The organism is Streptomyces sp. NPDC021096 (assembly GCF_040641275.1).
Lineage (GTDB): Bacteria > Actinomycetota > Actinomycetes > Streptomycetales > Streptomycetaceae > Streptomyces.
Map to the genome: position 1 here is coordinate 340,756 of NZ_JBFADG010000004.1, position 24,252 is coordinate 365,007.

Below are 24,252 nucleotides of genomic sequence, written 5' to 3' on the forward strand. Positions count from 1 at the left end.
CGGCCACCGTGCCGCCGACGACGGGCTCTCCCTTGGCCGAGTAGGGCCAAGGGGGGCCCGCACGGGGGGCCCGGCAAGGTACCGTCGATAGGCAAGCACCCGGGTCCGCAGAGCAAGGCGGATCCCAGGCGAAGGGGAAGCACCTCGTGGCACGCATCGGTGACGGCGGCGACCTGCTCAAGTGCTCGTTCTGCGGCAAGAGCCAGAAGCAGGTGAAGAAGCTCATCGCGGGTCCTGGTGTGTACATCTGCGACGAGTGCATCGACCTCTGCAACGAGATCATCGAGGAAGAGCTCGCGGAGACCTCCGAGGTGCGCTGGGAGGAGCTGCCCAAGCCCCGTGAGATCTACGAGTTCCTCGAGGGCTACGTCGTCGGCCAGGAGGCCGCGAAGAAGGCCCTGTCCGTCGCCGTCTACAACCACTACAAGCGTGTCCAGGCCGGCGAGAACGGCGGCCACAACCGCGACGACGGCATCGAGCTGGCGAAGTCCAACATCCTGCTGCTCGGCCCCACGGGCTCCGGCAAGACGCTGCTCGCCCAGACCCTGGCCCGCATGCTGAACGTCCCGTTCGCCATCGCCGACGCCACGGCCCTGACGGAAGCCGGCTACGTCGGCGAGGACGTCGAGAACATCCTGCTGAAGCTGATCCAGGCCGCCGACTACGACGTCAAGAAGGCCGAGACCGGCATCATCTACATCGATGAGATCGACAAGGTCGCCCGAAAGAGCGAAAATCCGTCGATCACACGGGACGTGTCGGGCGAGGGCGTCCAGCAGGCCCTCCTCAAGATCCTCGAAGGCACCACGGCCTCCGTCCCGCCCCAGGGCGGCCGCAAGCACCCGCACCAGGAATTCATCCAGATCGACACGACGAACGTCCTGTTCATCGTGGGCGGCGCCTTCTCCGGCCTCGAGAAGATCATCGAGTCCCGGGCCGGCGCGAAGGGCATCGGCTTCGGCGCCACGATCCGCTCCAAGCGCGAGATCGAGGCCAGCGACCAGTTCCAGGAGGTCATGCCGGAGGACCTGGTGAAGTTCGGCATGATCCCGGAGTTCATCGGCCGCCTCCCCGTCATCACCTCCGTCCACAACCTCGACCGCGAGGCGCTGCTCCAGATCCTCGTCGAGCCGCGCAACGCCCTGGTGAAGCAGTACCAGCGGCTGTTCGAACTCGACGGCGTGGAGCTGGACTTCGACCGCCCGGCCCTCGAGGCCATCGCCGACCAGGCGATCCTGCGCGGCACCGGCGCGCGCGGCCTGCGCGCCATCATGGAAGAGGTCCTGATGTCGGTGATGTACGAGGTGCCGTCCCGCAAGGACGTCGCCCGCGTCGTCATCACGGCGGACGTCGTCCAGTCCAACGTCAACCCGACGCTGGTCCCGCGCACACGGGGCAACGAGCCGGGCGAGCGGCACGAGAAGAGCGCGTAGCGCTCGGGGTTCTACGGACGTACGAGAGGGGGCGCCCGGCTTGTTGGCGGGGCGCCCCCCTCAGCGCTTTATCGCGAGGACTCAGCCGCCGTGGACGAAGATCTCTTCGGCAGTGGATACGGTGACAGCCGCCTCCAGCCAATACCCCAAGGTGTCCATGTAGGCGCAGGTCATGATGCGCTCACGGACTGCGGGTGACACGGGAATGTCCCGGCTTTCCAGGACACGCAGCACCGACAGCGCACTTTGCTTCAGTCGGCCCTCGGCCTCGCCTTCCAGCCACGTCTCCTCGATGAGGGTGCCACGGCCGGGGAAGAAGGTACGCGGCATGAGTTTCCTCCAGATCTCTCGCGCCGGGGTGTTCCCCAGGCCGATCTCCAACAGTTCCGAGTAGTAGGCGTTGGACTCCGGGTCGGCGGACGCCAGGGCGCTCGCCAGTGCCTCCAGTATGGCCGGAGCCTCCTGCTCGCGGGCATGAGTCATGGCGGAGAACGCCGTCAGAGCCAGGTTCCGGGCGGCGCGGTCCGGACTGGTGATGACTGGAACGTTCTCGGGCCCGAGGACCAGCGGATGCACTGACAGCGCGGTCCAGCCCTCGGGGCCGAGGCGGAACGGGCCGGCCGCCCAATCGGCTGTCGCCTTGTCGTGGCAGACGACGAGAAGCAGCGCGGGACAGGCGTACTTGGCCTTCAGGAACGACAGGTAGTACGCCCAGCTGACTGACTTGTCCGGGTCGCGGCGCCCCTGTGCCTCGATGGCGAGGATGAAGCCGCTGCTGTTGTCGGGCGGCTTGATGCGCAGCACGCTGTCCACGCGCCGCTCCAGCGGCCTGATCTCCGTGGCATCCGCCGAGAGCACCTCGACGGATGCCTTCTCCGGTAACGGCACGTCCAGGATTCGGAACACTGGCGCGAGCAGCTCCGGACGGTCCTGAAAGATCCGGTGAGCCGCCTCGTGGTGTGAAGTGACCATGGCCTGACGTTATGACCGCAGGGCGGGGGTGTGTGCGGGCATTCGCGGGCGATCACCCGTTCGAGTGGCTCCCGGGTGTTCTTCCGCTACCGCTGGGTCACTTCGCCTGCTTCGGGATTTCGACGCGGGTCTCCGTGCGGACCTTCACGGTGAGGTCGGCGGCCACGTTCAGGGGGACGTCCTTGGTGGCCAGGGCCGCCGACGCGTCGGTGAGGATGGTGACGCCGACGGTGCTGCGGTCGGCCCAGAAGCAGATCGGCATGGTGACGCCGTTCTTGAACTTGCTGTTCACGTACTTGGCGTTCTGGCACTTCATCACGGCGTCGCCGAGCCCCGCCGGGGTCATCTTCTGCGGGCTTCCCACGAGTTCCACGGTCCCGCCGCCTTCGGCGCGCTGCTTCCTCTTGCTGGCCTCGAAGAAGCCGTCCACCACCCGCTCGGGGTTCCTGACCTTGCCCCAGGCGCCGCTGAACTGCAGGTACCGGCCGCTCTCGCCGTCGCCGGCCTTGTAGTCGGCACCGGTGGTCTCGGCGTCCGCCACACCCAGCGCGCGGAGCTCGGCCATGTCGCCGGAGTCGAAGCCCTCGCCGGGGTCCTCGGTGTCCTTCTTGAACTCACCCGCGACGGTGTCGGGCGTGGTGAGCTTGTACCGCTTGCCGTCGTCCGGCACGGAGCTGGTGCCTCCGCCACGGCTGGCCAGCAGCAGGAAGCCGCCGCCCGCGACGGCGCCCACCAGCACCAGGACGCCGATCGCGATGGCGATGCCCTTGCCCGCGCCACCGCCCTGCGGCGGCACCGGCGGCGGATACATGCCGGGCCCACCCGGCTGCTGCCCCCACCCGTACGGCGCCTGCTGCTGCGGCGCCCCGTACGGGCCGGGCTGCTGCGGGTACCCGTAGCCGGGCTGCCCTTGCTGCGCCTGCGGCTGACCCCAGGGGTTCGGCTGCTGGGGCGGCATCGGCTGCGGGGCGTACGGGCCCGGCTGGTGGTGGCTCATCGGGGTCCCCCTGAGGGCTTCGGCTGATCGGGTGAGGACAACCCGCGAATCCTGCCATGGCCCCTCGGCGCCGCTTCTACCGGCTACTTCGCCTTGCGGACCTCGCTGCGGACCTTGGCGGTGGCCTCGGACAGGTCCTTGGCGGACATGACCTCGCCGGTGGCTTCGGACGAGCTTCCCGAGCCCTTCGTGACCCGGTGCTCGACGATGCCCATCGCGCTGGCGTCGCCCCAGATGCAGGTGCTCACGTCGGTCGCCGTCGAACTGCTGAGCGAGCTCTTGACGCGCTGCGTCTTGCACTTGAGGGACACACCGTCGAAGCCGAGGGGTCGGTACGCCGCGGTCTCCGACACCGTCTCGATGCGGTCCTTGTACTTCGCCTGGCTCTTCTCCATGTCGGCGAACAACGCGTCCACGGTCTTCGCCGGGTCGGCGAGGTCGCCGTAGACCGTCGTCACCTTCAGCCGCTGCTTCTCGCTGTTCTCGTAGGAACCCTTCTTGCCGGTCCCGTTGGCGATGCCGAACTCCTTGGCCTTCGCGTCGTTGCTGAGGTCTTCGGAGTCCTTGCCCGAGGACGTGGAGCTCTTGGTGTACTTCCCGTCCAGCAGCGTCTGCGGCATCTCGATCGTGTAGGGCGCCATCTTGGCGGGTGCCCCGCCGCCACCGGCGTCCCCACCGCCGTTGCCGCTGTCGCTGCCACCGGTGAAGAAGAGGACCCCGCCCACGATGGCGCCCACCACCACGAGCGCTCCGATCGTGATCCCGATGGCCTTGCCCTTGCCGCCGCCCCGGGGCGGCACCGGCGGCGGGTACTGGGCGTACGGCCCCGGGGCCTGGGGCTGGCCCCAGCCACCGGGTGCCGGCTGCTGGGGGTAGCCCTGGTCGAAGCCCTGGTTGTACGGGTTCGGCTGCTGGGGCGGTATCGGCGGCGGGGCGTACGGGCCCGGTTGGTTGTGGCTCATGGCTACTTCTCCTTGCGGACCTCGTTGCGGATCTTGGCCGTCGCTTCGGCAAGTTCCTGGGCGGACATGACGTTGCCGGTGGCGCCGGCGGCCCCCGCCATGCCGGAGCTCTTGCTGACCTGGTGTTGCACGACGCCCAGTGCGCTCTTGTCGCCCCAGATGCAGGCAGAGGTCTCGGCCGAGGACGAGATGCTGCCGAAGGAACTGGTGATCTTCTGCGTCCTGCACTTCATCACCGCGCCGTCGAAGCCACTCGGCGAGAACGCGGTCCAGGGCGTGACCGTCTCGACGGTTGCCTTGAACTTCTCCGCGTTCTCCTTCTGCTTCTTGTCGCTCAAAGCGATCATCGCGTCGACCGTCTTCGAGGGATCGGCGACCGTGCCGTAGGCACCGCTGACCGAAAGCGCCTGCTTCTCGGCATTGGTGTAACTCGAGCCGACGGACGTGCCGTTCTCGATGCCCATCGCCTTGGCTTCCGCGTCATCGGCGATGCTCTTGGGCTGCTTGTCCGGCGTCGTCGCAGACGCCTTCGTGAACTTCCCGCCCAGCAGCGACTCCGGCATCACCATCGTGTACGGCTTCACATCGCCGTCACTCCCGCCGCCCAGGAAGAACACCGCACCGCCCACCAGCGCGCCCACCACCACGAGCGCCCCGATCGTGATCCCGATGGCCTTGCCCTTGCCGCCGCCCTGGGGCGGCATCGGCGGCGGGTACTGGCCCGGCATGCCCGGCTGCTGGCCCCAGCCGGCCGGGGCCTGGGGCTGCTGGCCCCAGCCGCCGGGGGCCGGCTGCTGGGGGGCGCCGTACGGCGGCGGGGGCTGCTGGCCGTAGGCGGGGGCCGCGGGGGGCTGCTGGGGGTAGCCGTAGCCGGGCTGGCCGTAGGGGTTGGGGCCCTGCGGCGGCTGGGGAGGCTGGCCGTACGGGCCCGGCTGGTTGAAGCTCATCGGTGTCTGCGTCTCTTTCGCTGAGGGAACTCTCGCGTCAGTTCTGCGCCATCCTTCCGGACGCCTTACCGGCGCTTTACCCCGGGGCCGCAACGGTTTCGGAACAGTTGACGTCCAGACCCATTTGTTGATCTTGATGGGCGTGGCATTGCGGAGTTTTCGCTCCGACTTCGGCCCATTCGGCTATTTCTGCGGTTCGCCGACGTCCTCAGCGGACCTCTACGCGTACGTCCTGCCGCAGCTTCGTCACCCGCTTGGCGGCCTCTTCGAGGGTGAGGTCCTGGCCCTGCACCATCAGCGCCGTGTCCAGGGCGAACACCGTGCCGACCGTGCTCTTGTCCGACCAGATGCACAGCGGCATCCGCAAGGGCCTGGGCAGAGCGGTGTCCACGTACTTGCCCATCTGGCATTTCATCACCGCGTCACCGATCCCCTCCGGGGACATCCGCTGAGGGGTGCCCTCGAATTGGATCTTGGAGGGGTCGGTGTCGTTCTTGGCGCCCTTCGTCGCGTCCTCGAACATTCCGTCCACCACCGCCTCGGGGTTCCGTACGTCATCGCCCCACGCGCCGGTGAACCGCAGGGTCTTCTGGGCGCGCTTGTCCTCGCCGGACTTGTACACGGCCGTGGCCTTCTGCGGGTTGGTGACGCCCAGGACGGTGAGACGCGCCAGGTCCCTGGAGCTGAATCCGCTGCTGGTGTCGGCGGTGTCCCTCGTGTACTCACCCGCCACCGTGTCGGGCGTGACGAGCTTGTAGCGCTTCCCCTCCGGTGTCGCCGACGGCGAGGCGGAGGCGCTGGGCGAGGAGCTCGCGGGTGCGGTGGGGGAGTCGGCCTTCGCCTTCTTCTCCCCGTCGCCTCCCGCGAGGACCAGGACGCCACCCACGATCGCTCCCACCAGGGCCAGCGCGACGACCGCGATCCCGATCGCCTTGCCCTTGCCGCCGCCCTGGGGAGGGACCGGCGGCGGGTACGGGGGCGGCATGCCCGGGCCCCAGCCGCCCGGCTGCGGCTGCTGGGGCTGCTGCGGATAGCCGTACCCGGGCGGCTGCGCGTAGGGGTTCGGCTGCTGCGGCGCCCCGTACGGGCCCGGCTGGTGCTGGCTCATCGTTGCCTCTGCGTCTCACGGGAGATCGAATTCGAGACCATCCTTTCGGATGACATGTTCGCGCCTTGTCCCGGGGCGGAAACGGGTTCGTGAGCTGTCACCCCCGCCCCGTAGAATTCCGTCCGTGACCGATAACACTCAGCGCCCCGACAGCGGGCCGAACGACAGCACCCCCGAACTGCCGACCCAGTACGCGCCGGCCGAGGTAGAGGGGCCGCTGTACGAGCGCTGGGTAGAGCGGGGCTACTTCGAGGCCGATGCGACGAGCGACAAAGAGCCGTACACGATCGTCATCCCGCCGCCGAACGTCACCGGCTCGCTCCACCTGGGCCACGCCTTCGAGCACACGCTGATCGACGCCCTCACCCGCCGCAAGCGCATGCAGGGCTTCGAGGTGCTGTGGCAGCCCGGCATGGACCACGCCGGCATCGCCACGCAGAACGTGGTCGAGCGCGAGCTGGCCAAGGAGGGCAAGTCCCGCCACGACCTCGGCCGTGAGGCGTTCGTCGAGCGCGTGTGGCAGTGGAAGGCCGAGTCCGGCGGTCAGATCTCCGGCCAGATGCGTCGTCTGGGCGACGGCGTGGCCTGGAGCCGCGAGCGGTTCACCATGGACGAGGGCCTCTCCAAGGCCGTCCAGACGATCTTCAAGAAGCTCTACGACGACGAGCTGATCTACCGCGCCGAGCGCATCATCAACTGGTGCCCGCGCTGTCTGACCGCCATCTCCGACATCGAGGTGGAGTACCAGAACGACGAGGGCGAGCTCGTCTCCATCCGGTACGGCGAGGGCGACGCCTCCATCGTGGTGGCCACCACCCGCGCCGAGACGATGCTCGGCGACACCGCCGTGGCCGTCCACCCCGAGGACGAGCGGTACAAGCACCTGGTCGGCACCGAGATCGAGCTGCCGCTCACCGGCCGCCGCATCCCGGTCGTCGCCGACGAGCACGTCGACCCGGAGTTCGGCACGGGCGCCGTCAAGGTCACCCCGGCCCACGACCCCAACGACTTCGAGATCGGCCAGCGGCACGACCTGCCGTCCATCACCGTCATGGACGAGCACGCGGTCATCACCGTCCACGGCCCCTTCCAGGGCCTGGACCGGCTGGAGGCCCGCAGCGCCATCGTCGGCGCCCTGCGCGCCGAGGGCCGCATCGTCGCCGAGAAGCGCCCCTACGAGCACTCCGTCGGCCACTGCTCCCGCTGCAAGACGACCATCGAGCCGCGCCTGTCGATGCAGTGGTGGGTCAAGGTCGGCCCGCTGGCCGAGTCCGCCAGCAAGGCGGTCCGTGACGGCGACGTCGCCATCCACCCCAAGGAGATGGAGTCCCGCTACTTCGGCTGGGTCGACAACCTCCACGACTGGTGCATCTCGCGCCAGCTGTGGTGGGGCCACCGCATCCCGGTCTGGTACGGGCCGAACGGCGAGATGGTCTGCGTCGGACCGGACGACGAGGCGCCCACGGGCGAGGGCTGGCACCAGGAGACCGACGTCCTGGACACCTGGTTCTCCTCCGGCCTGTGGCCCTTCTCCACGCTCGGCTGGCCCGAGAAGACCGACAGCGTCGCGAAGTTCTACCCGAACTCCGTCCTCGTCACCGGCTACGACATCCTCTTCTTCTGGGTCGTCCGGATGATGATGTTCGGCATGTACGCGATGGACGGCACCCCGCCGTTCCACACCATCGCCCTGCACGGCATGGTCCGCGACCAGTTCGGCAAGAAGATGTCGAAGTCCTTCGGCAACGCCGTCAACCCGCTGGACTGGATGGACAAGTACGGCTCCGACGCCGTCCGCTTCACCCTCGCCCGCGGCGCCAACCCCGGCGTGGACGTGCCGATCGGCGAGGACTGGGTCCAGGGCTCGCGGAACTTCGCCAACAAGATCTGGAACGCCACGCGCTTCGCGCTCATGAACGGCGCGACGGTCGAGGGCGAGCTGCCGCCCGCCGAGCAGCTGTCCGCCACCGACCGGTGGATCCTCTCCCGGCTCAACTCGGTCGTCGCCGAGGTGGACGCGTACTACGACGACTACCAGTTCGCGAAGCTCTCCGACACGCTGTTCCACTTCGCGTGGGACGAGGTCTTCGACTGGTACGTCGAGCTGTCCAAGGCCACGTTCGCCAAGGGCGGCCCCGAGGCCGAGGCCTCGCGCCGCGTGCTGGGCGAGGTCCTGGACGTCACGCTGCGCCTGCTGCACCCGGTCGTCCCGTTCGTCACCGAGACCCTGTGGACCGCCCTCACCGGCCGCGAGTCCGTGGTCATCGCCGACTGGCCGGCCGACAGCGGCTTCCGTGACGCCGCGGCCGAGCAGGAGATCGCGACGGTCCAGCAGGTCGTCACCGAGGTCCGCCGCTTCCGCTCCGACCAGGGCCTGCAGCCGGGCCAGCGGGTCCCGGCCCAGCTGGACCTGACCGGCACGGCGCTGGCCGCCCACGAGGACGCGATGCGTCTGCTGCTGCGCCTCCAGCCGGCCGGCGAGGGCTTCGCCGCCACCGCCTCGCTGCCGGTCGCGGGTGCGACCGTGGCGCTCGACCTGTCCGGCACGATCGACGTCGAGGCCGAGCGCAAGCGGCTGACCAAGGCGCTGGCCGCGGCCGAGAAGGACAAGGCGCAGTCCACGGCCAAGCTCGGCAACGAGGCGTTCCTCGCCAAGGCCGCCGAGGCGGCCGTGGCGAAGATCCGCACCCGCCTGGCGACGGCCGAGGCCGACATCGAGCGGATCACCGCCCAGCTGGCCGCCCTGCCGGCGAAGTAGAGGCCCAAGGCCTCGTACGACCCGGGTCCCACATGGGACCCCACGGCCCTTCCACAGGCCCCTCTTCCACCCGGTCGAGGGGCCTGTGCTGGTTGCGGTCCCGCCGGTCCCGTACGGGGGCGAACAGCACGTACGCCGTCGACACGGCCACGAAGCCGAGCCGGATCAGGCCCTTGACCGACTCGTCGGGCACCATGAACACGCTGCCGTAGAGGACGATCAGCGCGATCCAGCTCCACCACGGCACCAGGCGCCGCTGTCCGCACACGTCCCACAGCAGGGTGCCCAGCAGCACGGACGCCGTGTAGTAGGTGTAGACGCTGGGGTCGAGGACGATGCGGGCGTTGGCGCCCAGCAGCACGACCGCCGCCCACCGGCCCCGCCAGACGGCGATCGTGCCGAGGGCGAGGCCGAGCGCGGCCTGGGCGGGCCGGGCCCAGTCGGGGGTCACGGGGGTGTTGCCGCCCAGCCAGCGCAGCGCGGAGGCGGGGCTGTTGGGAATGGTGAACTTCGCCGCGGCGAAGGACTGCGGGTCGACGACGAAGAACGGCAGCCAGGCCACCGCCACCAGGCCCACGCACCACAGGCCCGCGCGCAGCCACCGCTCCTTGGGCAGGGCGAGCAGCAGCGGCAGGAAGGCCAGCGCGGTGGGCTTGGAGTCCAGGGCCAGGGCCATGCAGATGCCGGTCGCGGCGGCATTGCAGCGCGTCAGGTAATAGACCGCCAGGGCGGTGAAGAAGAGCGCGAGGACGTCGTCCAGATGCGCGAAGCGGACCGCGACCTCGATCCACATGGGGATGAAGGCCAGGCCCGCGACGAGGACGCGCTGCCGCAGCCGCTGGTGGTTCGTGCCCGTGCCCAGGAAGTGCCGGGCGGCGCTGCGGCCGGCGAGGACCAGGATCACCAGGCCCAGCACCGACATGAACGCCTCGGCCAGCACCTGCCCGACCTCGGCGGGGAAGGGGTTGAACAGGCCCGCCACGAGGAAGCTGATGGGCCCCATCTGCAGCTCGGGGTGGCGGGCGTAGAGGTTGAGCCCGCCGTCGCCCGAGGAGCCGTAGATCAGCTCGCCGCCGGTGCGCAGGTAGTGCCAGGAGAAGCCGCCGCTGGGCTCGACGATCACGAACCAGAGCACCGCCCACGCGGTGAGCAGCAGCAGATGCGTCCGATTGCTCAGTTGTGGTATCCGCACAACGCTCCGTTCCGCCACCCGGAACCGTTCCGGGCATAAATATCACCGGCGGTCAGATGACGGAAGGGAACGGAAAGTTGCCTCGTCGGTCTCTTCTGTGACCGATCTCATGAGGCCCGTGCGGCCCGTGCGGCCCCATGCGGCCCGTGAGGGGGCTCAGGCCTCGATGGCCACCGGCCCGGACTCCACGCGCTCGGCGTTGCGCCGGGTCTTCGCCCAGCCGTTGCGGCCGCGCAGCATCCGGACGAACCCGCGCGCCGAGGCGGGGAAGAGGTGGTACGCGTACAGCCACAGGGCCAGCCCCCACAGCAGCGCGGTCAGCATCGACCGGTCGGCGGCGCGGTCACGGCGGTAGAGCGGGCCCCACAGCACGAACGGCAGCACGGAGACGACGGCCAGCGCGAGCACCAGCGGCCACAGGGCCAGCATGCCGTCGAACGCCTCGCCCACGCCGTCCTGAGCGGCCGTCAGGCCGAGGAGGGTGAACATGACCGCGCACAGCGCGAGGGTGACCAGGTGGGCGACGGGCTGGAGGAAGGTGTAGAGCGTCTCCAGGACGCCCTTGCCGCCGTAGTGGCGCGAGGAGACGATGCGCGGCGCGTAGCGCACGCACTGCAGGTTGCCCTGGGCCCAGCGGGTGCGCTGGGTGAGGAAGCGGCGGCCGTGCGGCAGGCCCTCCTGGGAGACCCAGGTGTCGGCTATGTGGGCTATGCGGTCACCGGCCAGGATCATGTGCAGGCCCAGCTCGTAGTCCTCCAGCAGCGCGCCGCGCTGCCAGGGGCGGCGCTCGGCGGCGGCTATGCGGTCCAGCGAGGTCAGCCGGGTGAACTGGCCGTTGCCGCCGAGGCCCACGGAGCCGGTGCGGCCGCGCAGCAGCTGCATGCCGGCGTTGGAGACGGAGAACTCCATGTCCTGCATCCGGACGAGGAGGCGCGCGAAGGCGTTGCTGACGCGGCCGCGGTCCTCGCCGAGCGGGCGGGGGTCGTCGGTGTTGCGCATCCGGACGCTGACCTGGACGCCGCCGATCTCCGGATCGCCGAAGCCCTGCGGGCCGGCGACGCGGGGGAGGGCGTGCGGGTCGAGCTGGCCGTCGGCGTCGATGACGCACACCACGACGCGCTCGCGGTCGGCGTCCTTGGACAGGAACTGGTTCAGCTCGTCGTACGCGGCGTTGAGCGCGGCGCCCTTGCCCTGGCGGGCGTGGGGGCGGCGACGGCTCACGAGGTGGACGCGGCGGTCGTCGTCGGCCAGGGCGGCGACGATGGCGCCGGTGCGGTCCTCGCTGTCGTCGTCGATGACCCACACGTGCGCGCCCGGGTGGTCGGCGCGCAGCCGGCGCACGGTGGTGCCGACGACGGCCTCTTCGTCCCGGCACGGGACGAAGAAGTGCCAGTCGAAGGCACCGGGGTCGCCGTGGCCGGCCTCGGGGCGGCGGGTGTAGGCGTGGCGGGCGCCGGCCCAGTAGAGCAGGAAGCACAGGAGGAGGAAGAAGGGGAAGGCGAGGAGGAGGGGGCTGGAGAACATGCGGGTGGGGGCTCCGGGGGGGGGTGCGTTTACGGGGGCGGTGCGTGCGGTGCGGTGCGCGTTGCGGAAGGGGCCCCGGTCCCGCCCTTTCACCGTTTCTTGTCCTCAATCGCCGGACGGGCTGGAAGGTCCAGCCCGTCCGGCGTTTGAGGACCGGGGGTCCGGGGGCGGAGCCCCCGGTTGCGGGAAGGGGCGGGGTGGGGGAGGGATCAGGCCGCTGCCGCCAGTTGTTCCGGCGCGCCGATCGCCGTCAGCAGCGCCACGATGCGGTCCGACGCCAGCCCGTCCCCGAAGGGACTCGGCAGGGCGGCCAGTCGTTGCAGTTCCTGCGCGCCGGAGGCCAGCCGGCGGCGGGCCGCCTCGCCGATCTGCCGGCCCGGCTCGACCAGGTCCGCGAAGTCCCCCATCGCCTCCGGCCGCTCCGTCGAGCGGCGGACGACCACCAGCGGGCGGCCGAGGACCGTGCACTCCTCCTGGATGCCGCCCGAGTCGGAGATCAGCAGCGCGGCGTGCCGGGCCAGGGCCAGGAACTCGGAGTAGCCCAGGGGAGCGGTCACCGTCAGCGGGGTCAGCAGGCCGGTGAGGCCCGCGGCCTCGATGCGGGCGCGGGTGCGCGGGTGGAGCGGCAGGACGACCGGGCGGTCGGCGGTGGCCAGGGCGGCCAGCTCGGTGAGGATGGCGCGCAGGGCCCCGGGCGAGTCGGTGTTCTCGGGCCGGTGCACGGTGGCCAGGACGTAGCCGTCGGCGGTCAGGGCGTGCCGGGCCAGCAGCGCCGTGCGCTCCGCCGCGTCGGGGAGCTGGTTGCGGACGGCCTCGACGACGGTGTTGCCGGTGACGGCGATGCGGGCGTCGTCGATGCCCTCGGCGAGGAGGTTGGCGCGGTTGTCCTCGGTGGCGGCGCACAGCACGTCGGCGATGCGGTCGATGAGGACGCGGTTGTGCTCCTCGGGCATGTCGCGGTCGTGGCTGCGCAGCCCGGCCTCGACGTGGAGCAGGGGGATCCCGCGGGCGTTGGCGGCGAGAGCGCCGGCGAGGGCGGCGTTGGTGTCGCCCTGGACGACGACGGCCAGCGGAGGCTCGGCGGTGAACAGCTCGTCGAGCTGCGCGAGGGCGGCGGAGATCTGCACGGCGCGCGGCTGTCCGCCCACGCCGGTCAGGAACGTCGGCTCCGGCAGGCCCAGCTCGGTCAGGAAGCGGCCCGACAGCTCCTCGTCGTAGTGCTGCCCGGTGTGGACCAGGTGGGCGGCGGGGCCCAGGAGGCGCACGAGGTCGGTCAGCTTGACGAGCTCGGGGCGGGTGCCGAGAACGAGGGCGACGCTACGCGGGGGCAGGGACAGCACGAGGGGGACTCCTGAGGCCGGCGGCGGGGACGGCTACGAGCCTGCGGTGCCCCGGTTGCGCGTCAGGAGGGTCTTCGGTTGCCGGACGGTTGCGAAGGGATGATCGAGGACCATGGTCCCGGGCCGGTCAGGGACCTTCGACCCCCTCGTCCTCGCCATTGCCGCCGCCGTCGGGGCGGTAGCGGTAGCCCAGGCCGCGTACGGCCTCCAGGGGGTCGGCGGCCTCGTCGCCGGCGGCCTGGCGCAGCTTGCGCCGCAGCCGCAGCACCGCGAACTTCACCCGCTCGCGGCCGGTGCCCTCCGGGTCGTCCCACACCCGGTCCAGCAACTGGTCGGTGGTGATCACCCGGCCCCGGTTGCGGACGAGCACCTGCAGCAGCCGGTACTCGATGTCGCTCAGCCGCGCCTCGTGGCCCTGCCACACGGCCGAGCGCCGTTCGGGCACCAACCGCAGCCCGTCCCCGCCGAAGGAGTCGCCCGCCCAGCGGGTGGGCTCGCTGCGGCGCAGCAGCGCCTCGACGCGGGCGAGGAGCTCGTCGTTGCCGAAGGGCTTGGGCAGGTAGTCGTCGGCGCCGGCGCGCAGGCCGCGCACCCGGTCGGACTCGGCGCCGCGGGCGGTGAGCAGCAGGACGGGCAGGTCGCTCATGTCGCGGGTGCGTTCGAGCACCTCCCAGCCGTCGAGGCCGGGCAGGCCGATGTCGAGGATCATCAGCCCGGGCCGCTCGGCGAACAGCAGGCGCAGGGCCTCGCGGCCGTCCTCGGCGCGGACGGCCTCGTGGCCGGCGCGGGTGAGCAGGACCCGCAGGGCGAGGGCGAGGTCGGGGTCGTCCTCGACGAGGAGGATGCGGGTCATGGCCGGGTCCCCGCTCCGGGTGCGGGCGGCGGCCCCTCCAGGGGCAGCCGGATGCGGAAGACCGCGCCCTCGCCCTCCCGGCCGCCGACGGTGATCGTGCCGCCGTGCAGCTCGACGACGGTACGGGCGATGGCCAGGCCCAGTCCGGTGCCGGGGTAGCCGCCGGAGCGGGCGTTGGGGGCCCGTACGAAGCCGGTGAAGATCTCGTGGCGGGCCTGCTCGGGGACGCCGATGCCGGTGTCGGCGACCTCGATGTCCCAGTGGACGCCGCGGGGGGCGGCGGTGACGGTGATCCGGCCGCCGGGCGGGGTGAACTTGGCGGCGTTCTCCAGCAGGTTTCCCAGGACGTGCTGGAGGCGGTGGCGGTCGCCGCGCAGGGCGGGGCCGGGCGCGCAGTCGAGGACGGCGAACAGTTCCGCCCGTTCGATCGCGCCCATCTGGTCCATGACGGCGTCCTCGAGCATGTGCGGTACGTCCACGGGGGCGAACTCCAGCTCGGGTCCGGCGGCCCGCATCCGGGTGGTGAGCAGCAGGTCGGAGATCACCCGCTGCATCCGTTCGGCGTTGCGCCGGATGGCGTCCAGGAAGGAGGACTGCTCGGCGCCGAGGCTGCCGAAGGCCGGGTCGGCCAGCAGCTCGCCGAAGCTGCAGATCGAGGTGAGGGGGGTGCGCAGCTCGTGGGAGGCGGCGGCGGTGAAGGCGTTGCGCTGTCCGGCGAGCTCGGTGAGCGTGCGGTTGTCGCGCTCCAGGTCGCGCTCGCGCCGCTTGGCGTCGGTGATGTCGGCGAACACCCACAGGGAGCCGAGGTAGGCGTCGCCGTGCCGCAGCGGCTCGACCTGGCGGCGGATGGTCCGCCCGTCGGTGAGCGGGATCTCGGCCACCCGGTGCACATGGCGGCCGGCCAGGATCTCGCCGGGGGTGCCCGGTCCGGTGTGGCCGGGGGCGAAGAAGGCCCGTACGAGCGGGGCGACGGGCCGCATGGGGGCGCCGGGGGAGAGGTCGGCCCGCCCCTCCAGGTCGAACATGCGGACGAACCGTCGGTTGACGGCCAGCACCTCGTCGGCCGGGCTCTGCAGCAGCGCGCCGGCCGGCAGCGCCTCCAGGACCGCCTGGAGCCGGTCCCGGTCCTCGGACCCCATGGCTCTCCTTCGCGCGCACCGCCGAAACTCACTCAAGGGATCTTCCGGAAAAACCGTATGCCAAAGCGGATGCACGCGCTCCCGATGTCGTGGGAGGTGCCCCCGCTCTCCCGGGCGCCCCGGTCCGTAGACTGGGCCCCGTGAGCGAGCGCCCCCTGAACGACGAAAACGGCGAAAACGAACCCGGCGAAAACGGTGAAACCGACCGGTTCGCCGAGATCGTCGAAGCCGAGACCGACCGCGACCCCGACCTCGCCGTGATCGAGGCCGGCAGCCGCACCCTGCGCGCCCAGTCCGGGCCCCCGCAGGGCGACGGCGTCCCGGCCCGGCCGCAGGACCCGGAGGTGGACCGGGCGCTGCGCGAGGTGGAGAGCGAGCTGGCGGGCCGCTGGGGCGAGACCAAGCTGGACCCGTCGCTGGTGCGCATGGAAGCCCTGATGGACATCCTCGGCCAGCCGCAGCGCGCCTACCCCGCGATCCACATCACCGGCACCAACGGCAAGACCAGCACCGCCCGCATGATCGAGGCCCTGCTGGCCGCCTTCGACCTGCGCACCGGCCGCTACACCAGCCCGCACGTGCAGTCCGTGACCGAGCGGATCAGCCTGGACGGCGCCCCGATCGCCGCCGAGCGCTTCATCGAGACCTACCGCGACATCGAGCCGTACGTCCGGATGGTCGACGAGCGCGAGGAGTACCGCCTCTCCTTCTTCGAGGTGCTCACCGGCATGGCCTTCGCGGCCTTCGCCGACGCCCCCGTGGACGTGGCCGTCGTCGAGGTCGGCATGGGCGGCACCTGGGACGCCACCAACGTCGTCGACGGAACGGTCGCCGTGGTCACCCCGATCGCGCTCGACCACACCGACCGGCTCGGCTCCACCCCCGGCGCCATCGCCGCGGAGAAGGCCGGGATCATCAAGCCCGACGCCACCGTCGTGCTGGCGCAGCAGCCGGTGGACGCGGCGCAGGTGCTCCTCAAGCACTCCGTCGAGGTGGACGCGACCGTCGCCCGCGAGGGCATGGAGTTCGGCGTCACCGCCCGCGAGGTCGCGGTCGGCGGCCAGCTGCTGACCCTGCGCGGCCTGGGCGGCGAGTACGAAGAGGTCTTCCTCCCGCTGTACGGGGCCCACCAGGCGCACAACGCCGCCGTCGCCCTGGCCGCGGTCGAGGCGTTCTTCGGCATCGGCTCGCAGCACGCCCGCATCCTGGACATCGACACCGTCCGCCGCGCCTTCGCCTCCGTCACCTCCCCGGGCCGGCTGGAGGTCGTGCGCCGCAGCCCCACCGTGGTGCTCGACGCCGCCCACAACCCGGCCGGCGCCCGGGCCGCGGCCGAGGGCGTCACCGAGGCGTTCGGTTTCAGCCGTCTCGTCGGCGTCGTCGGCACCAGCGCCGACAAGGACGTGCGCGGCCTGCTGGAGGCCTTCGAGCCGATCTTCGCGGAGATCGTCGTCACCCGGAACTCCACCCCGCGCGCCATGGACGTGGACGAGCTGGCGGCGCTGGCCGTCGAGGTCTTCGGTTCCGAGCGCGTCCAGGTCGAGCCGCGGCTGGACGACGCCCTCGAGGCCGCGATCACCCTCGCGGAGGAAGAGGGCGAGTACGCGGGCGCCGGTGTGCTGGTGACCGGCTCGGTGATCACGGTCGGCGAGGCCCGGCTGCTGCTGGGAAGGGGCTGACATGAGGACGCTGTGCGCGAGCACCCTGATCGGTGAATTCTTCGTCATCGGCTTCGCCGGCCTGGTCGCCATGCAGACCTCCGACCTGTCCACGGGCACGGTCTGGGCCGTCAGCGGCACCGCCATGGTGCTCAGCGTCCTGCTGTGCGGGATGCTCACCCGGCCCGGCGGCGTCCAGCTGGGCTGGCTGCTGCAGATCGGCCTGATCGCCAGCGGCCTGGTCGTCCCGATGATGTTCATCCTCGGCGCGGTCTTCGCCGGCCTGTGGTGGGCCTCGGTCCACTTCGGCCGCAAGGTGGACGAGGCCAAGGCCCGCTTCGCCGCGGCCGCGGCCGAAGCCTCGTAGTCCGGTTGTCGGTGGGCCGGGGCGTCCCTGTACCCTTCGGCCCACCGCATCCGTTTGCCTGCCCGCAAGGAGCCCGCAGTATGAGCCAGCGCACCCTCGTCCTTCTCAAGCCGGACGCCGTCCGCCGCGGCCTGGTCGGCGAGATCGTCGGCCGCATCGAGCGGAAGGCCGGCTGGACGATCGCGGCGCTGGAGCTCCGCACCCTGGACCGTGCCACCCTCGAGCAGCACTACGCCGAGCACGTCGGCCGTGACTTCTACGAGCCGCTGATGGGCTTCATGTCCTCCGGCCCGGTCGTGGCCCTGGTCGTCGAGGGCGAGCGCGTCATCGAGGGCGTCCGCGCGCTGGCCGGCCCGACCGACCCCATCGCGGCCGCTCCCGGCTCGATCCGCGGCGACTTCGGGACCATCACGCGCGAGAACCTCATCCACGCCTCGGACTCCCCGGAGTCCGCGGAGCGGGAAATCAAGATTTTCTTTCCCGGCCTCGCCTGATACCGGATCAGCCGAACGTCCATTCTGATCAGGGGCGACCGATTTCTTTTCGGTCGCCCTCAGGCATATGCCGCGCCGAACGAGGGAACCTCTCACTCCGACACGACGTCACCATTACTGGGGCCAGCTCGTGTTCCACCCACAATGGCGGAGGAACCCTCGCACCGCGTTCGAGTGGGCGAGACTACGATGAAGCCTCGGCGCCCCGCAGCGCACCACACCTGCCGTCCTCAAGTAAGCAATCGCTCAAACTGGGAAGGCCAGACGTATCCTCATGGGGAACAACATGTCGTTCATCGGCCGTGACATGGCTGTCGACCTCGGGACCGCCAACACGCTGGTTTACGTCAGAGGCCGCGGGATCGTCCTCAACGAGCCGTCAGTCGTCGCGATCAATACCAACACCGGTGGGATCCTCGCGGTCGGTGCCGAGGCCAAGAAGATGATCGGCCGAACCCCCGGCAACATCGTCGCGGTCCGCCCGCTCAAGGACGGTGTGATCGCCGACTTCGAGATCACGGAGCGGATGCTCCGTTACTTCATCCTCAAAATCCACAAGCGCCGCTGGATGGCCCGCCCGCGCGTCGTGGTCTGCGTGCCCTCCGGCATCACCGGCGTCGAGCGCCGCGCCGTCATCGAGGCCTCCACCCAGGCCGGTGCCCGGCAGGTGCACATCATCGAGGAGCCCATGGCCGCCGCCATCGGCTCGGGGCTGCCCGTCCACGAGGCCACCGGCAACATGGTCGTGGACATCGGCGGCGGCACCACCGAGGTCGCCGTGATCTCCCTGGGCGGCATCGTCACCGCGCAGTCCATCCGGGTCGCCGGCGACGAGCTGGACAACGCGATCATCCAGCACATCAAGAAGGAGTACAGCCTCCTCCTCGGTGAGCGCACCGCCGAACAGATCAAGATCACCATTGGTTCGGCCTACGACCTGGAGCAGGACGAGCACACCGAGATCCGCGGCCGGGACCTGGTCAGCGGCCTGCCCAAGACCGTGGTCATCTCCGCCGCCGAGGTCCGCAAGGCCATCGAGGAGCCCGTCAACTCCATCGTCGACGCGGTCAAGACCACCCTCGACAAGTGCCCGCCGGAGCTCTCGGGTGACGTCATGGACCGCGGCATCGTTCTCACCGGCGGCGGCGCCCTCCTGCGCGGCCTCGACGAGCGGCTGCGCCGTGAGACCGGCATGCCGATCCACATCGCCGAGGACCCGCTGGACTCCGTCGCCCTCGGCTCCGGCAAGTGCGTCGAGGAGTTCGAAGCCCTCCAGCAGGTCCTGGACGCCCAGCCCCGTCGGTGACGAAAGGGGCGTCCCGTGCCGGACCGGAGGCGCTCGCTCCATGGCGCGCCGACGGCGCCTGCCCCAACTGATATACAGGCAGAACGCTCCCCGATGACCGTCCGGACCCGCAGCCCGGCGGTCCGACGAGAAGGGCCCGCCGCCGCACGTGAGGGACACACGAGAGAGCCGGCTGCTGCTGGTGCTGCTGATCGCGATCGCCTTCGCGCTGATCACGGTCGACATCCGCGGCGGTGAGCAGTCCCCGCTCGACGGCGCGCGGCACGCCGCCGCCTCGGCCTTCGGCCCGGTGGAGAAGGGCGTGGCCGCCGCCGTCGACCCGGTCGGCGACGCCATCGCCGCCGTCCGCGACTCCGGCGACCGCAGCGACCGCATCAGCGAGCTGGAGCGCGAGAACACCACCCTCAAGCAGCGGCTCGGCAGCGACGACCGCAACCGCGGCCGGCTGCGCGAGCTCGACGCGATGCTCAAGACCGCCGGCCGGGGCCAGTACGGCATCAAGGGCGCCCAGGTCATCGCCATAGGAGCCGCGCAGGGCTTCTCCTGGACCGTCACCATCGACATCGGCGGCAACGACGGCGTCAAGCGCGACATGACCGTCCTCAACGGCGACGGCCTCGTCGGCCGCGTCACCACCGTGGGCCCCACCACCTCCACCGTCCTGCTCGCCAGCGACCCCAAGTTCACGGTGGGCACCCGCATGGAGAAGACCGGCGAGATCGGCTTCGCCAACGGCCAGGGCGACCGCTCCCTGCGTGTGGAGCTCCTCAACGGCAAGGCCGCCGTCCGCGAGGGCGACCGCCTGACCACCTTCGGCTCCAGCCGCGACAAGCCCTTCGTGCCCGGCGTCCCCGTCGGCGAGGTCACCCGCGTCGAGCCCTCCGGCGGCGGCCTCACCCGCACCCTGCAGGTGCGGCCCTTCGTCGGCTTCAGCAAGCTCGACCTCGTCGGCGTGGTCGTCCAGCCGCCCCGCGAGGACCCCCGCGACACCGTCCTGCCGCCCAAACCCGAGGCTCCCAAGCCGGCCCCCACCGTGACCGTCACCGTCACCCCCTCCCCGAGCGCCAAGCCCCAGGACTGACCGATGCGCCTGAACCGGATCCTGCTCTCGACCGCGCTCGTGGTGGTGGCACTCGTCGTCCAGGTGAGCGTCTTCGCCCGCCTCCACCTGCCCGGCGCCGTCCCCGACCTGCTGCTCCTCGTCGTCGTCGGCCTCGCCCTCGTCTACGGACACACCGCGGGCGCCCTCATCGGCTTCGGGGCCGGCCTGCTCGCCGACCTCGCGCCCCCCGCCGACCACGCCACCGGGCGCTACGCCCTGGTGCTGTGCCTGATCGGCTATCTCATCGGCCTGGCCAGACCCGAGAGCGGCCAGCTGCGCTCGGCCACCGCGCCCATGCTCGCCGTCGTCGGCGCCGCCATCGCCTCCACCCTGCTCTACGCGGGCGTCGGCTCCCTCGTCGGCGACACCGCCGCCCGGCACGTCGGCCTGACCGGCCTCGTGGCGACCGCGGCCCTCTACGACCTGCTGCTCGCGCCCTTCACCGTGCCCCTGATCATGGCCGTGGCCCGGCGCACCCTCGGTGATCCGCTCACCGGCGACGGCACCGCGGTCGCCGGCGGCGGCGAGCCCGCCTACCGGCGCAACACCGGCGGCAGCTTCCGCCTCGGCCGCATCAGCCGCAAGGGGCGCCTCGGCGGCCGCACCAGCCGCATCGGCAGCCAGCGCACCAGCCTGCTCGCCAAGCCGCGCAAGCCGAAGCTCAAGGGGGTCAAGCGGCTTTGACCAGTCGTCCTGAGACCGGGCGGACCTCGCGCATCACGATCCGGCTGGTCGTCATCCAGATCCTCGTCTTCTCGCTGCTGCTCACCCTCGGCGGCCGCCTGTGGTACCTGCAGATCCGCAACGGCGACCAGTACACCGCCGAGGCCGCCGACAACCACATCCAGCAGGTCGTCGCCCCCGCCACCCGCGGCTCGATCCTCGACGCCCGCGGGGTGCCGCTCGCGGACAACGAGACCCGGCTGGTGGTCTCCGCCAGCCGCACCGACCTGATGAAGATGAAGGACAGGGGCAAGGCCGTCCTCGCCCGCCTCGCCGGCGTGCTGAACCTCAAGCCCGAGGACGTCGCCGCCAAGGTACGGCTGTGCGACGCCAAGACCCCCAAGCCGTGCTGGGCCGGCTCGCCCTACCAGCCCATCCCCATCACGGACGAGGCCACCACCCAGCAGGCCCTGCAGATCCGTGAGCGCCAGGAGGACTTCCCGGGCATCACGGCCGAGCCCACCGCCGTGCGCCGCTACGCCGGCCCGGGCGGTTCCAACACCGCGCAGGTCCTCGGCTACCTCTCGCCCGTCAGCGACGAGGAGATCACCAAGGCCAAGAACGGCCGCTCCCCGCTGCTGCGCTCCGACCAGATCGGCCGCTCGGGGATAGAGCGCCAGTACGACACCGAGCTGCGCGGCAAGGCCGGCGTGACCCGCTACGAGGTCGACAACCTCGGCCGCGTCATCGGCAAGGCCAAGAGCGACAAGGCCGAGCCCGGCGCCAACGTCGTCACCAGCATCGACGCCCGCGTGCAGGCCATAGCGGAACGCGAACTGGACCAGGCGATGAAGGACGCCCGCAAGGAGATCGACCGCAACACCGGCGTCCCCTACAAGGCCGACGCCGGCGCCGTCGTGGTGATGGAGTCCAAGACCGGCCGGGTCGTCGCCATGGCCTCCAACCCCACCTACGACCCCAACGCCTGGGTCGGCGGCATCTCCGGCAAGGACTACAAGGAACTCACCGGCAAGGACTCCAACTACCCGCTGCTCAACCGCGCCATCCAGGGCCAGGCCGCCCCCGGCTCCATCTTCAAGGTCATCTCCACCACGGCGGCCGTCAACGCCGGATACGGCTTCGACGACGGCTACAACTGCTCGAGCTCGTACAGCATCGGCAACCAGGTCTTCAAGAACTTCGAGTCCCAGAGCCACGGCTCCATCAACCTCGGCCGGGCGCTGGAGGTCTCCTGCGACACCGTCTTCTACGACCTGGCCTACCGTCAGTGGCAGAAGGACGGCGGCAACAAGCCCAAGAACCCCGCCGACTGGTTCTACAAGACCGCCCACCAGTTCGGCCTCGCCAAGGAGACCGGCATCGACCTCCCCAACGAGGTCCGCGGCCGCGTCCCCGACCGCGAGTGGAAGAAGAAGTACTGGGAAGCCAACAAGGACACCTGGTGCAAGCAGGGCGACAAGGAAGACACCAGCTACGCCGGGAAGATCGCCAAGGAGAACTGCGAGTCCGGCATGCGCATGCGCGCCGGTGACTCCGTCAACTACTCCATCGGCCAGGGCGACACCCTCGTCACCCCCATCCAGATGGCCACCATCTACGCCGCCATCAGCAACGGCGGCACCCTGTACAACCCCACCGTCGGCAAGGCCATCGTCTCCAGCGACGGCAAGCGCGTACGGGAGATCAAGCCGGCCTCCCACGGCCGGCTGCCCTTCGAGGGCCGGACCCGCGACCAGATCGACGCCGCCCTCGCCGGCGTCGCCACCAACGGCACCGCCGCCTGGCGGTTCCAGGGCTGGCCCCAGAAAGAGATCCCCATGCACGCCAAGACCGGCACCGCCGAGGTCTACGGCAAGCAGACCACCTCCTGGTTCGCCACCTACACCGCCGACTACACCGTCGTCATGACGATCTCCCAGGGCGGCACCGGCTCCGGCGCCTCCGGCCCGGCCGTCCGCAAGATCTACAACGGCCTGTACGGCGTCGACGAAAAGGGCAAGATCGACGAGAGCAAGGCGCTGCTGCCGCACCCGCAGACCGGGCTGCCGAAGATCGAGAAGGACGGCACCATCGAGGCACAGCCCATCGCCTCGCCCACGCCCAGCCCCTCGGCGTCCGCCTCGGACGGCTCCTCGGCCCCGCCCTCGGGGGGACCGGCCTCGCCGGAGCAGTCCCCGTCCCGGAAGGAGGACGAGGACCGGTGAGTACCGCCAGCGGCTACCGCGTCCGCCGATTCACCCCCGAGCGCGGCACCTGGTCCCGGCTCACCGCCCGCGACTCCGTGCTGCGCCGCCTGGACTGGGTCATGCTGCTCGCGGCCCTGGCCCTGTCCGCCATCGGCACCCTGCTCGTCTACTCCGCCACCCGCAACCGCACCGAGCTCAACCAGGGCGACCCCTACTACTTCCTGCTGCGCAACCTCCTCAACACCGGCATCGGCCTGGCCCTCGCCCTCGGCGCGGTCTGGGTCGGCCACCGGGCGCTGCGCGGCGCCGTCCCCATCCTGTACGGCATCTCGGTGCTGTTCACCCTCGCCGTGCTCACCCCGCTGGGCGCGACCATCAACGGTGCCCGCTCCTGGATCCAGCTCGGCGGCGGCTTCTCCATCCAGCCCTCCGAGTTCACGAAGATCACCATCACGCTGGGGATGGCGATGCTGCTGGCCGGCAAGGTCGACGCCGGCGACCGGCGCCAGCCCGACCACCGCACCGTCATGGAGGCCCTCGCCCTCGCCGCGCTGCCGATCGTCATCATCCTGCTGATGCCCGACCTCGGCTCCGTCATGGTGCTCGTCGTGATCGTGCTGGCCGTGCTCCTGGCCTCCGGCGCCTCCAACCGCTGGATCGCCGGGCTCATCGGCACGGGCGTCGTCGGCTGCCTCCTCGTCTGGCAGCTCGGCGTCCTCGACGAGTACCAGCTCAACCGCTTCGCCGCCTTCGCCAACCCCGCCCTCGACCCGGCCGGCGTCGGCTACAACACCAACCAGGCCCGCATCGCCATCGGCTCCGGCGGCCTCACGGGCTCCGGCCTCTTCCACGGCTCCCAGACCACCGGCCAGTTCGTCCCCGAACAGCAGACCGACTTCATCTTCACCGTCGCCGGGGAGGAACTCGGCTTCGTCGGCGCCGGAGCGATCATCTTCCTGCTCGGCATCGTGCTGTGGCGGGCCTGCCGCATCGCCCGCGAGACCACCGAGCTGTACGGGACGATCGTGGCCGCCGGCATCATCGCCTGGTTCGCCTTCCAGAGCTTCGAGAACATCGGCATGACCCTGGGCATCATGCCCGTCACCGGGCTCCCGCTGCCCTTCGTCTCCTACGGAGGCTCGTCGATGTTCGCGGCCTGGATGGCGGTGGGACTCCTCCAGTCGATCAAGGCGCAGCGCCAGATGTCGGCCTGAGCCGCCGGAGGCGGTC

At 70.8% G+C, this 24,252-nt stretch carries 20 protein-coding genes; 10 read left to right on the top strand and 10 right to left on the bottom strand.

Features of this window, described 5'->3' with window-relative positions:
- The first annotated feature begins 146 nt into the window (after nucleotides 1-146).
- A complete protein-coding gene (gene clpX / locus AB0G59_RS10085; RefSeq protein ID WP_086566545.1) occupies nucleotides 147-1,433 on the top strand; it encodes an ATP-dependent Clp protease ATP-binding subunit ClpX in 1,287 nt (428 codons plus the stop codon).
- Nucleotides 1,434-1,514: 81 nt separating this feature from the next.
- On the opposite strand, the gene AB0G59_RS10090 is transcribed toward clpX, so the two are convergent.
- The 5 genes from AB0G59_RS10090 to AB0G59_RS10110 all read right to left on the bottom strand — a co-directional run bounded on the left by AB0G59_RS10090 (nucleotide 1,515) and on the right by AB0G59_RS10110 (nucleotide 6,419).
- Entirely contained in the window at nucleotides 1,515-2,405 is an 891-nt protein-coding gene (locus AB0G59_RS10090) for a hypothetical protein (protein WP_360909861.1), read from the bottom strand.
- A gap of 97 nt (nucleotides 2,406-2,502) precedes the next feature.
- Nucleotides 2,503-3,402, bottom strand: a complete 900-nt coding sequence (locus AB0G59_RS10095) for a hypothetical protein (protein ID WP_360909863.1) — start codon at nucleotides 3,400-3,402, stop codon at nucleotides 2,503-2,505.
- An 83-nt stretch (nucleotides 3,403-3,485) separates the two neighbouring features.
- Nucleotides 3,486-4,364, bottom strand: coding sequence for a hypothetical protein (locus AB0G59_RS10100; protein WP_360909865.1), 879 nt, complete (start codon nucleotides 4,362-4,364; stop codon nucleotides 3,486-3,488).
- 2 nt (nucleotides 4,365-4,366) lie between these two features.
- Nucleotides 4,367-5,311: a hypothetical protein gene (locus AB0G59_RS10105; RefSeq protein WP_360909867.1), complete on the bottom strand. Its 945-nt coding sequence runs from the start codon at nucleotides 5,309-5,311 to the stop codon at nucleotides 4,367-4,369.
- Between the two features lie 208 nt (nucleotides 5,312-5,519).
- Nucleotides 5,520-6,419 (bottom strand): hypothetical protein, encoded by a 900-nt coding sequence (locus AB0G59_RS10110; RefSeq protein ID WP_360909870.1) that lies wholly within the window; start codon nucleotides 6,417-6,419, stop codon nucleotides 5,520-5,522.
- Nucleotides 6,420-6,543: 124 nt separating this feature from the next.
- Between AB0G59_RS10110 and AB0G59_RS10115 the strand changes: the two genes are divergently transcribed.
- Nucleotides 6,544-9,177 (top strand): valine--tRNA ligase, encoded by a 2,634-nt coding sequence (locus AB0G59_RS10115; RefSeq protein ID WP_360909872.1) that lies wholly within the window; start codon nucleotides 6,544-6,546, stop codon nucleotides 9,175-9,177.
- Here the strand turns inward: AB0G59_RS10115 and AB0G59_RS10120 are convergent.
- The 5 genes from AB0G59_RS10120 to AB0G59_RS10140 form a co-directional block, all read right to left on the bottom strand.
- The gene (locus AB0G59_RS10120; protein WP_360910016.1) at nucleotides 9,143-10,363 is read right to left on the bottom strand and encodes a hypothetical protein; all 1,221 of its coding nucleotides are present in this window, start codon (nucleotides 10,361-10,363) and stop codon (nucleotides 9,143-9,145) included. The two genes, AB0G59_RS10115 and AB0G59_RS10120, sit on opposite strands and share 35 nt — an antisense overlap.
- Before the next feature lie 162 nt (nucleotides 10,364-10,525).
- Complete coding sequence (locus AB0G59_RS10125) at nucleotides 10,526-11,893, bottom strand: glycosyltransferase (protein WP_360909874.1); 1,368 nt, start codon at nucleotides 11,891-11,893, stop codon at nucleotides 10,526-10,528.
- A gap of 209 nt (nucleotides 11,894-12,102) precedes the next feature.
- Nucleotides 12,103-13,230: a UDP-N-acetylglucosamine 2-epimerase (non-hydrolyzing) gene (wecB, locus tag AB0G59_RS10130; RefSeq protein WP_360910018.1), complete on the bottom strand. Its 1,128-nt coding sequence runs from the start codon at nucleotides 13,228-13,230 to the stop codon at nucleotides 12,103-12,105.
- A gap of 130 nt (nucleotides 13,231-13,360) precedes the next feature.
- The gene (locus AB0G59_RS10135) at nucleotides 13,361-14,086 is read right to left on the bottom strand and encodes a response regulator transcription factor (RefSeq protein WP_360909876.1); all 726 of its coding nucleotides are present in this window, start codon (nucleotides 14,084-14,086) and stop codon (nucleotides 13,361-13,363) included.
- Nucleotides 14,083-15,225 (bottom strand): ATP-binding protein, encoded by a 1,143-nt coding sequence (locus AB0G59_RS10140; protein WP_360909878.1) that lies wholly within the window; start codon nucleotides 15,223-15,225, stop codon nucleotides 14,083-14,085. The genes AB0G59_RS10135 and AB0G59_RS10140 overlap by 4 nt, the downstream gene beginning before the upstream one ends.
- A gap of 140 nt (nucleotides 15,226-15,365) precedes the next feature.
- On the opposite strand from AB0G59_RS10140, the gene AB0G59_RS10145 reads away from it, so the two are divergent.
- From AB0G59_RS10145 to rodA, 8 genes are all read left to right on the top strand, one after another.
- Nucleotides 15,366-16,904, top strand: coding sequence for a folylpolyglutamate synthase/dihydrofolate synthase family protein (locus AB0G59_RS10145; RefSeq protein WP_360909880.1), 1,539 nt, complete (start codon nucleotides 15,366-15,368; stop codon nucleotides 16,902-16,904).
- Between the two features lies 1 nt (nucleotide 16,905).
- Nucleotides 16,906-17,250, top strand: a complete 345-nt coding sequence (locus AB0G59_RS10150; protein WP_360909882.1) for a DUF4233 domain-containing protein — start codon at nucleotides 16,906-16,908, stop codon at nucleotides 17,248-17,250.
- Between the two features lie 80 nt (nucleotides 17,251-17,330).
- Nucleotides 17,331-17,744 (top strand): nucleoside-diphosphate kinase, encoded by a 414-nt coding sequence (gene ndk / locus AB0G59_RS10155; protein ID WP_071963346.1) that lies wholly within the window; start codon nucleotides 17,331-17,333, stop codon nucleotides 17,742-17,744.
- 286 nt (nucleotides 17,745-18,030) lie between these two features.
- Nucleotides 18,031-19,050, top strand: a complete 1,020-nt coding sequence (locus AB0G59_RS10160; protein ID WP_004950903.1) for a rod shape-determining protein — start codon at nucleotides 18,031-18,033, stop codon at nucleotides 19,048-19,050.
- Nucleotides 19,051-19,198: 148 nt separating this feature from the next.
- Nucleotides 19,199-20,131, top strand: coding sequence for a rod shape-determining protein MreC (gene mreC, locus AB0G59_RS10165; protein WP_360909884.1), 933 nt, complete (start codon nucleotides 19,199-19,201; stop codon nucleotides 20,129-20,131).
- 3 nt (nucleotides 20,132-20,134) lie between these two features.
- Nucleotides 20,135-20,836, top strand: coding sequence for a rod shape-determining protein MreD (gene mreD / locus AB0G59_RS10170; protein WP_360909886.1), 702 nt, complete (start codon nucleotides 20,135-20,137; stop codon nucleotides 20,834-20,836).
- On the top strand, nucleotides 20,833-23,040 hold the full coding sequence (mrdA, locus tag AB0G59_RS10175) for a penicillin-binding protein 2 (RefSeq protein WP_360909888.1): 2,208 nt from the start codon (nucleotides 20,833-20,835) through the stop codon (nucleotides 23,038-23,040). Before mreD ends, mrdA begins: the two co-directional genes overlap by 4 nt.
- A complete protein-coding gene (gene rodA / locus AB0G59_RS10180; protein ID WP_360909890.1) occupies nucleotides 23,037-24,236 on the top strand; it encodes a rod shape-determining protein RodA in 1,200 nt (399 codons plus the stop codon). The genes mrdA and rodA overlap by 4 nt, the downstream gene beginning before the upstream one ends.
- The last annotated feature ends 16 nt before the right edge of the window (nucleotides 24,237-24,252 follow it).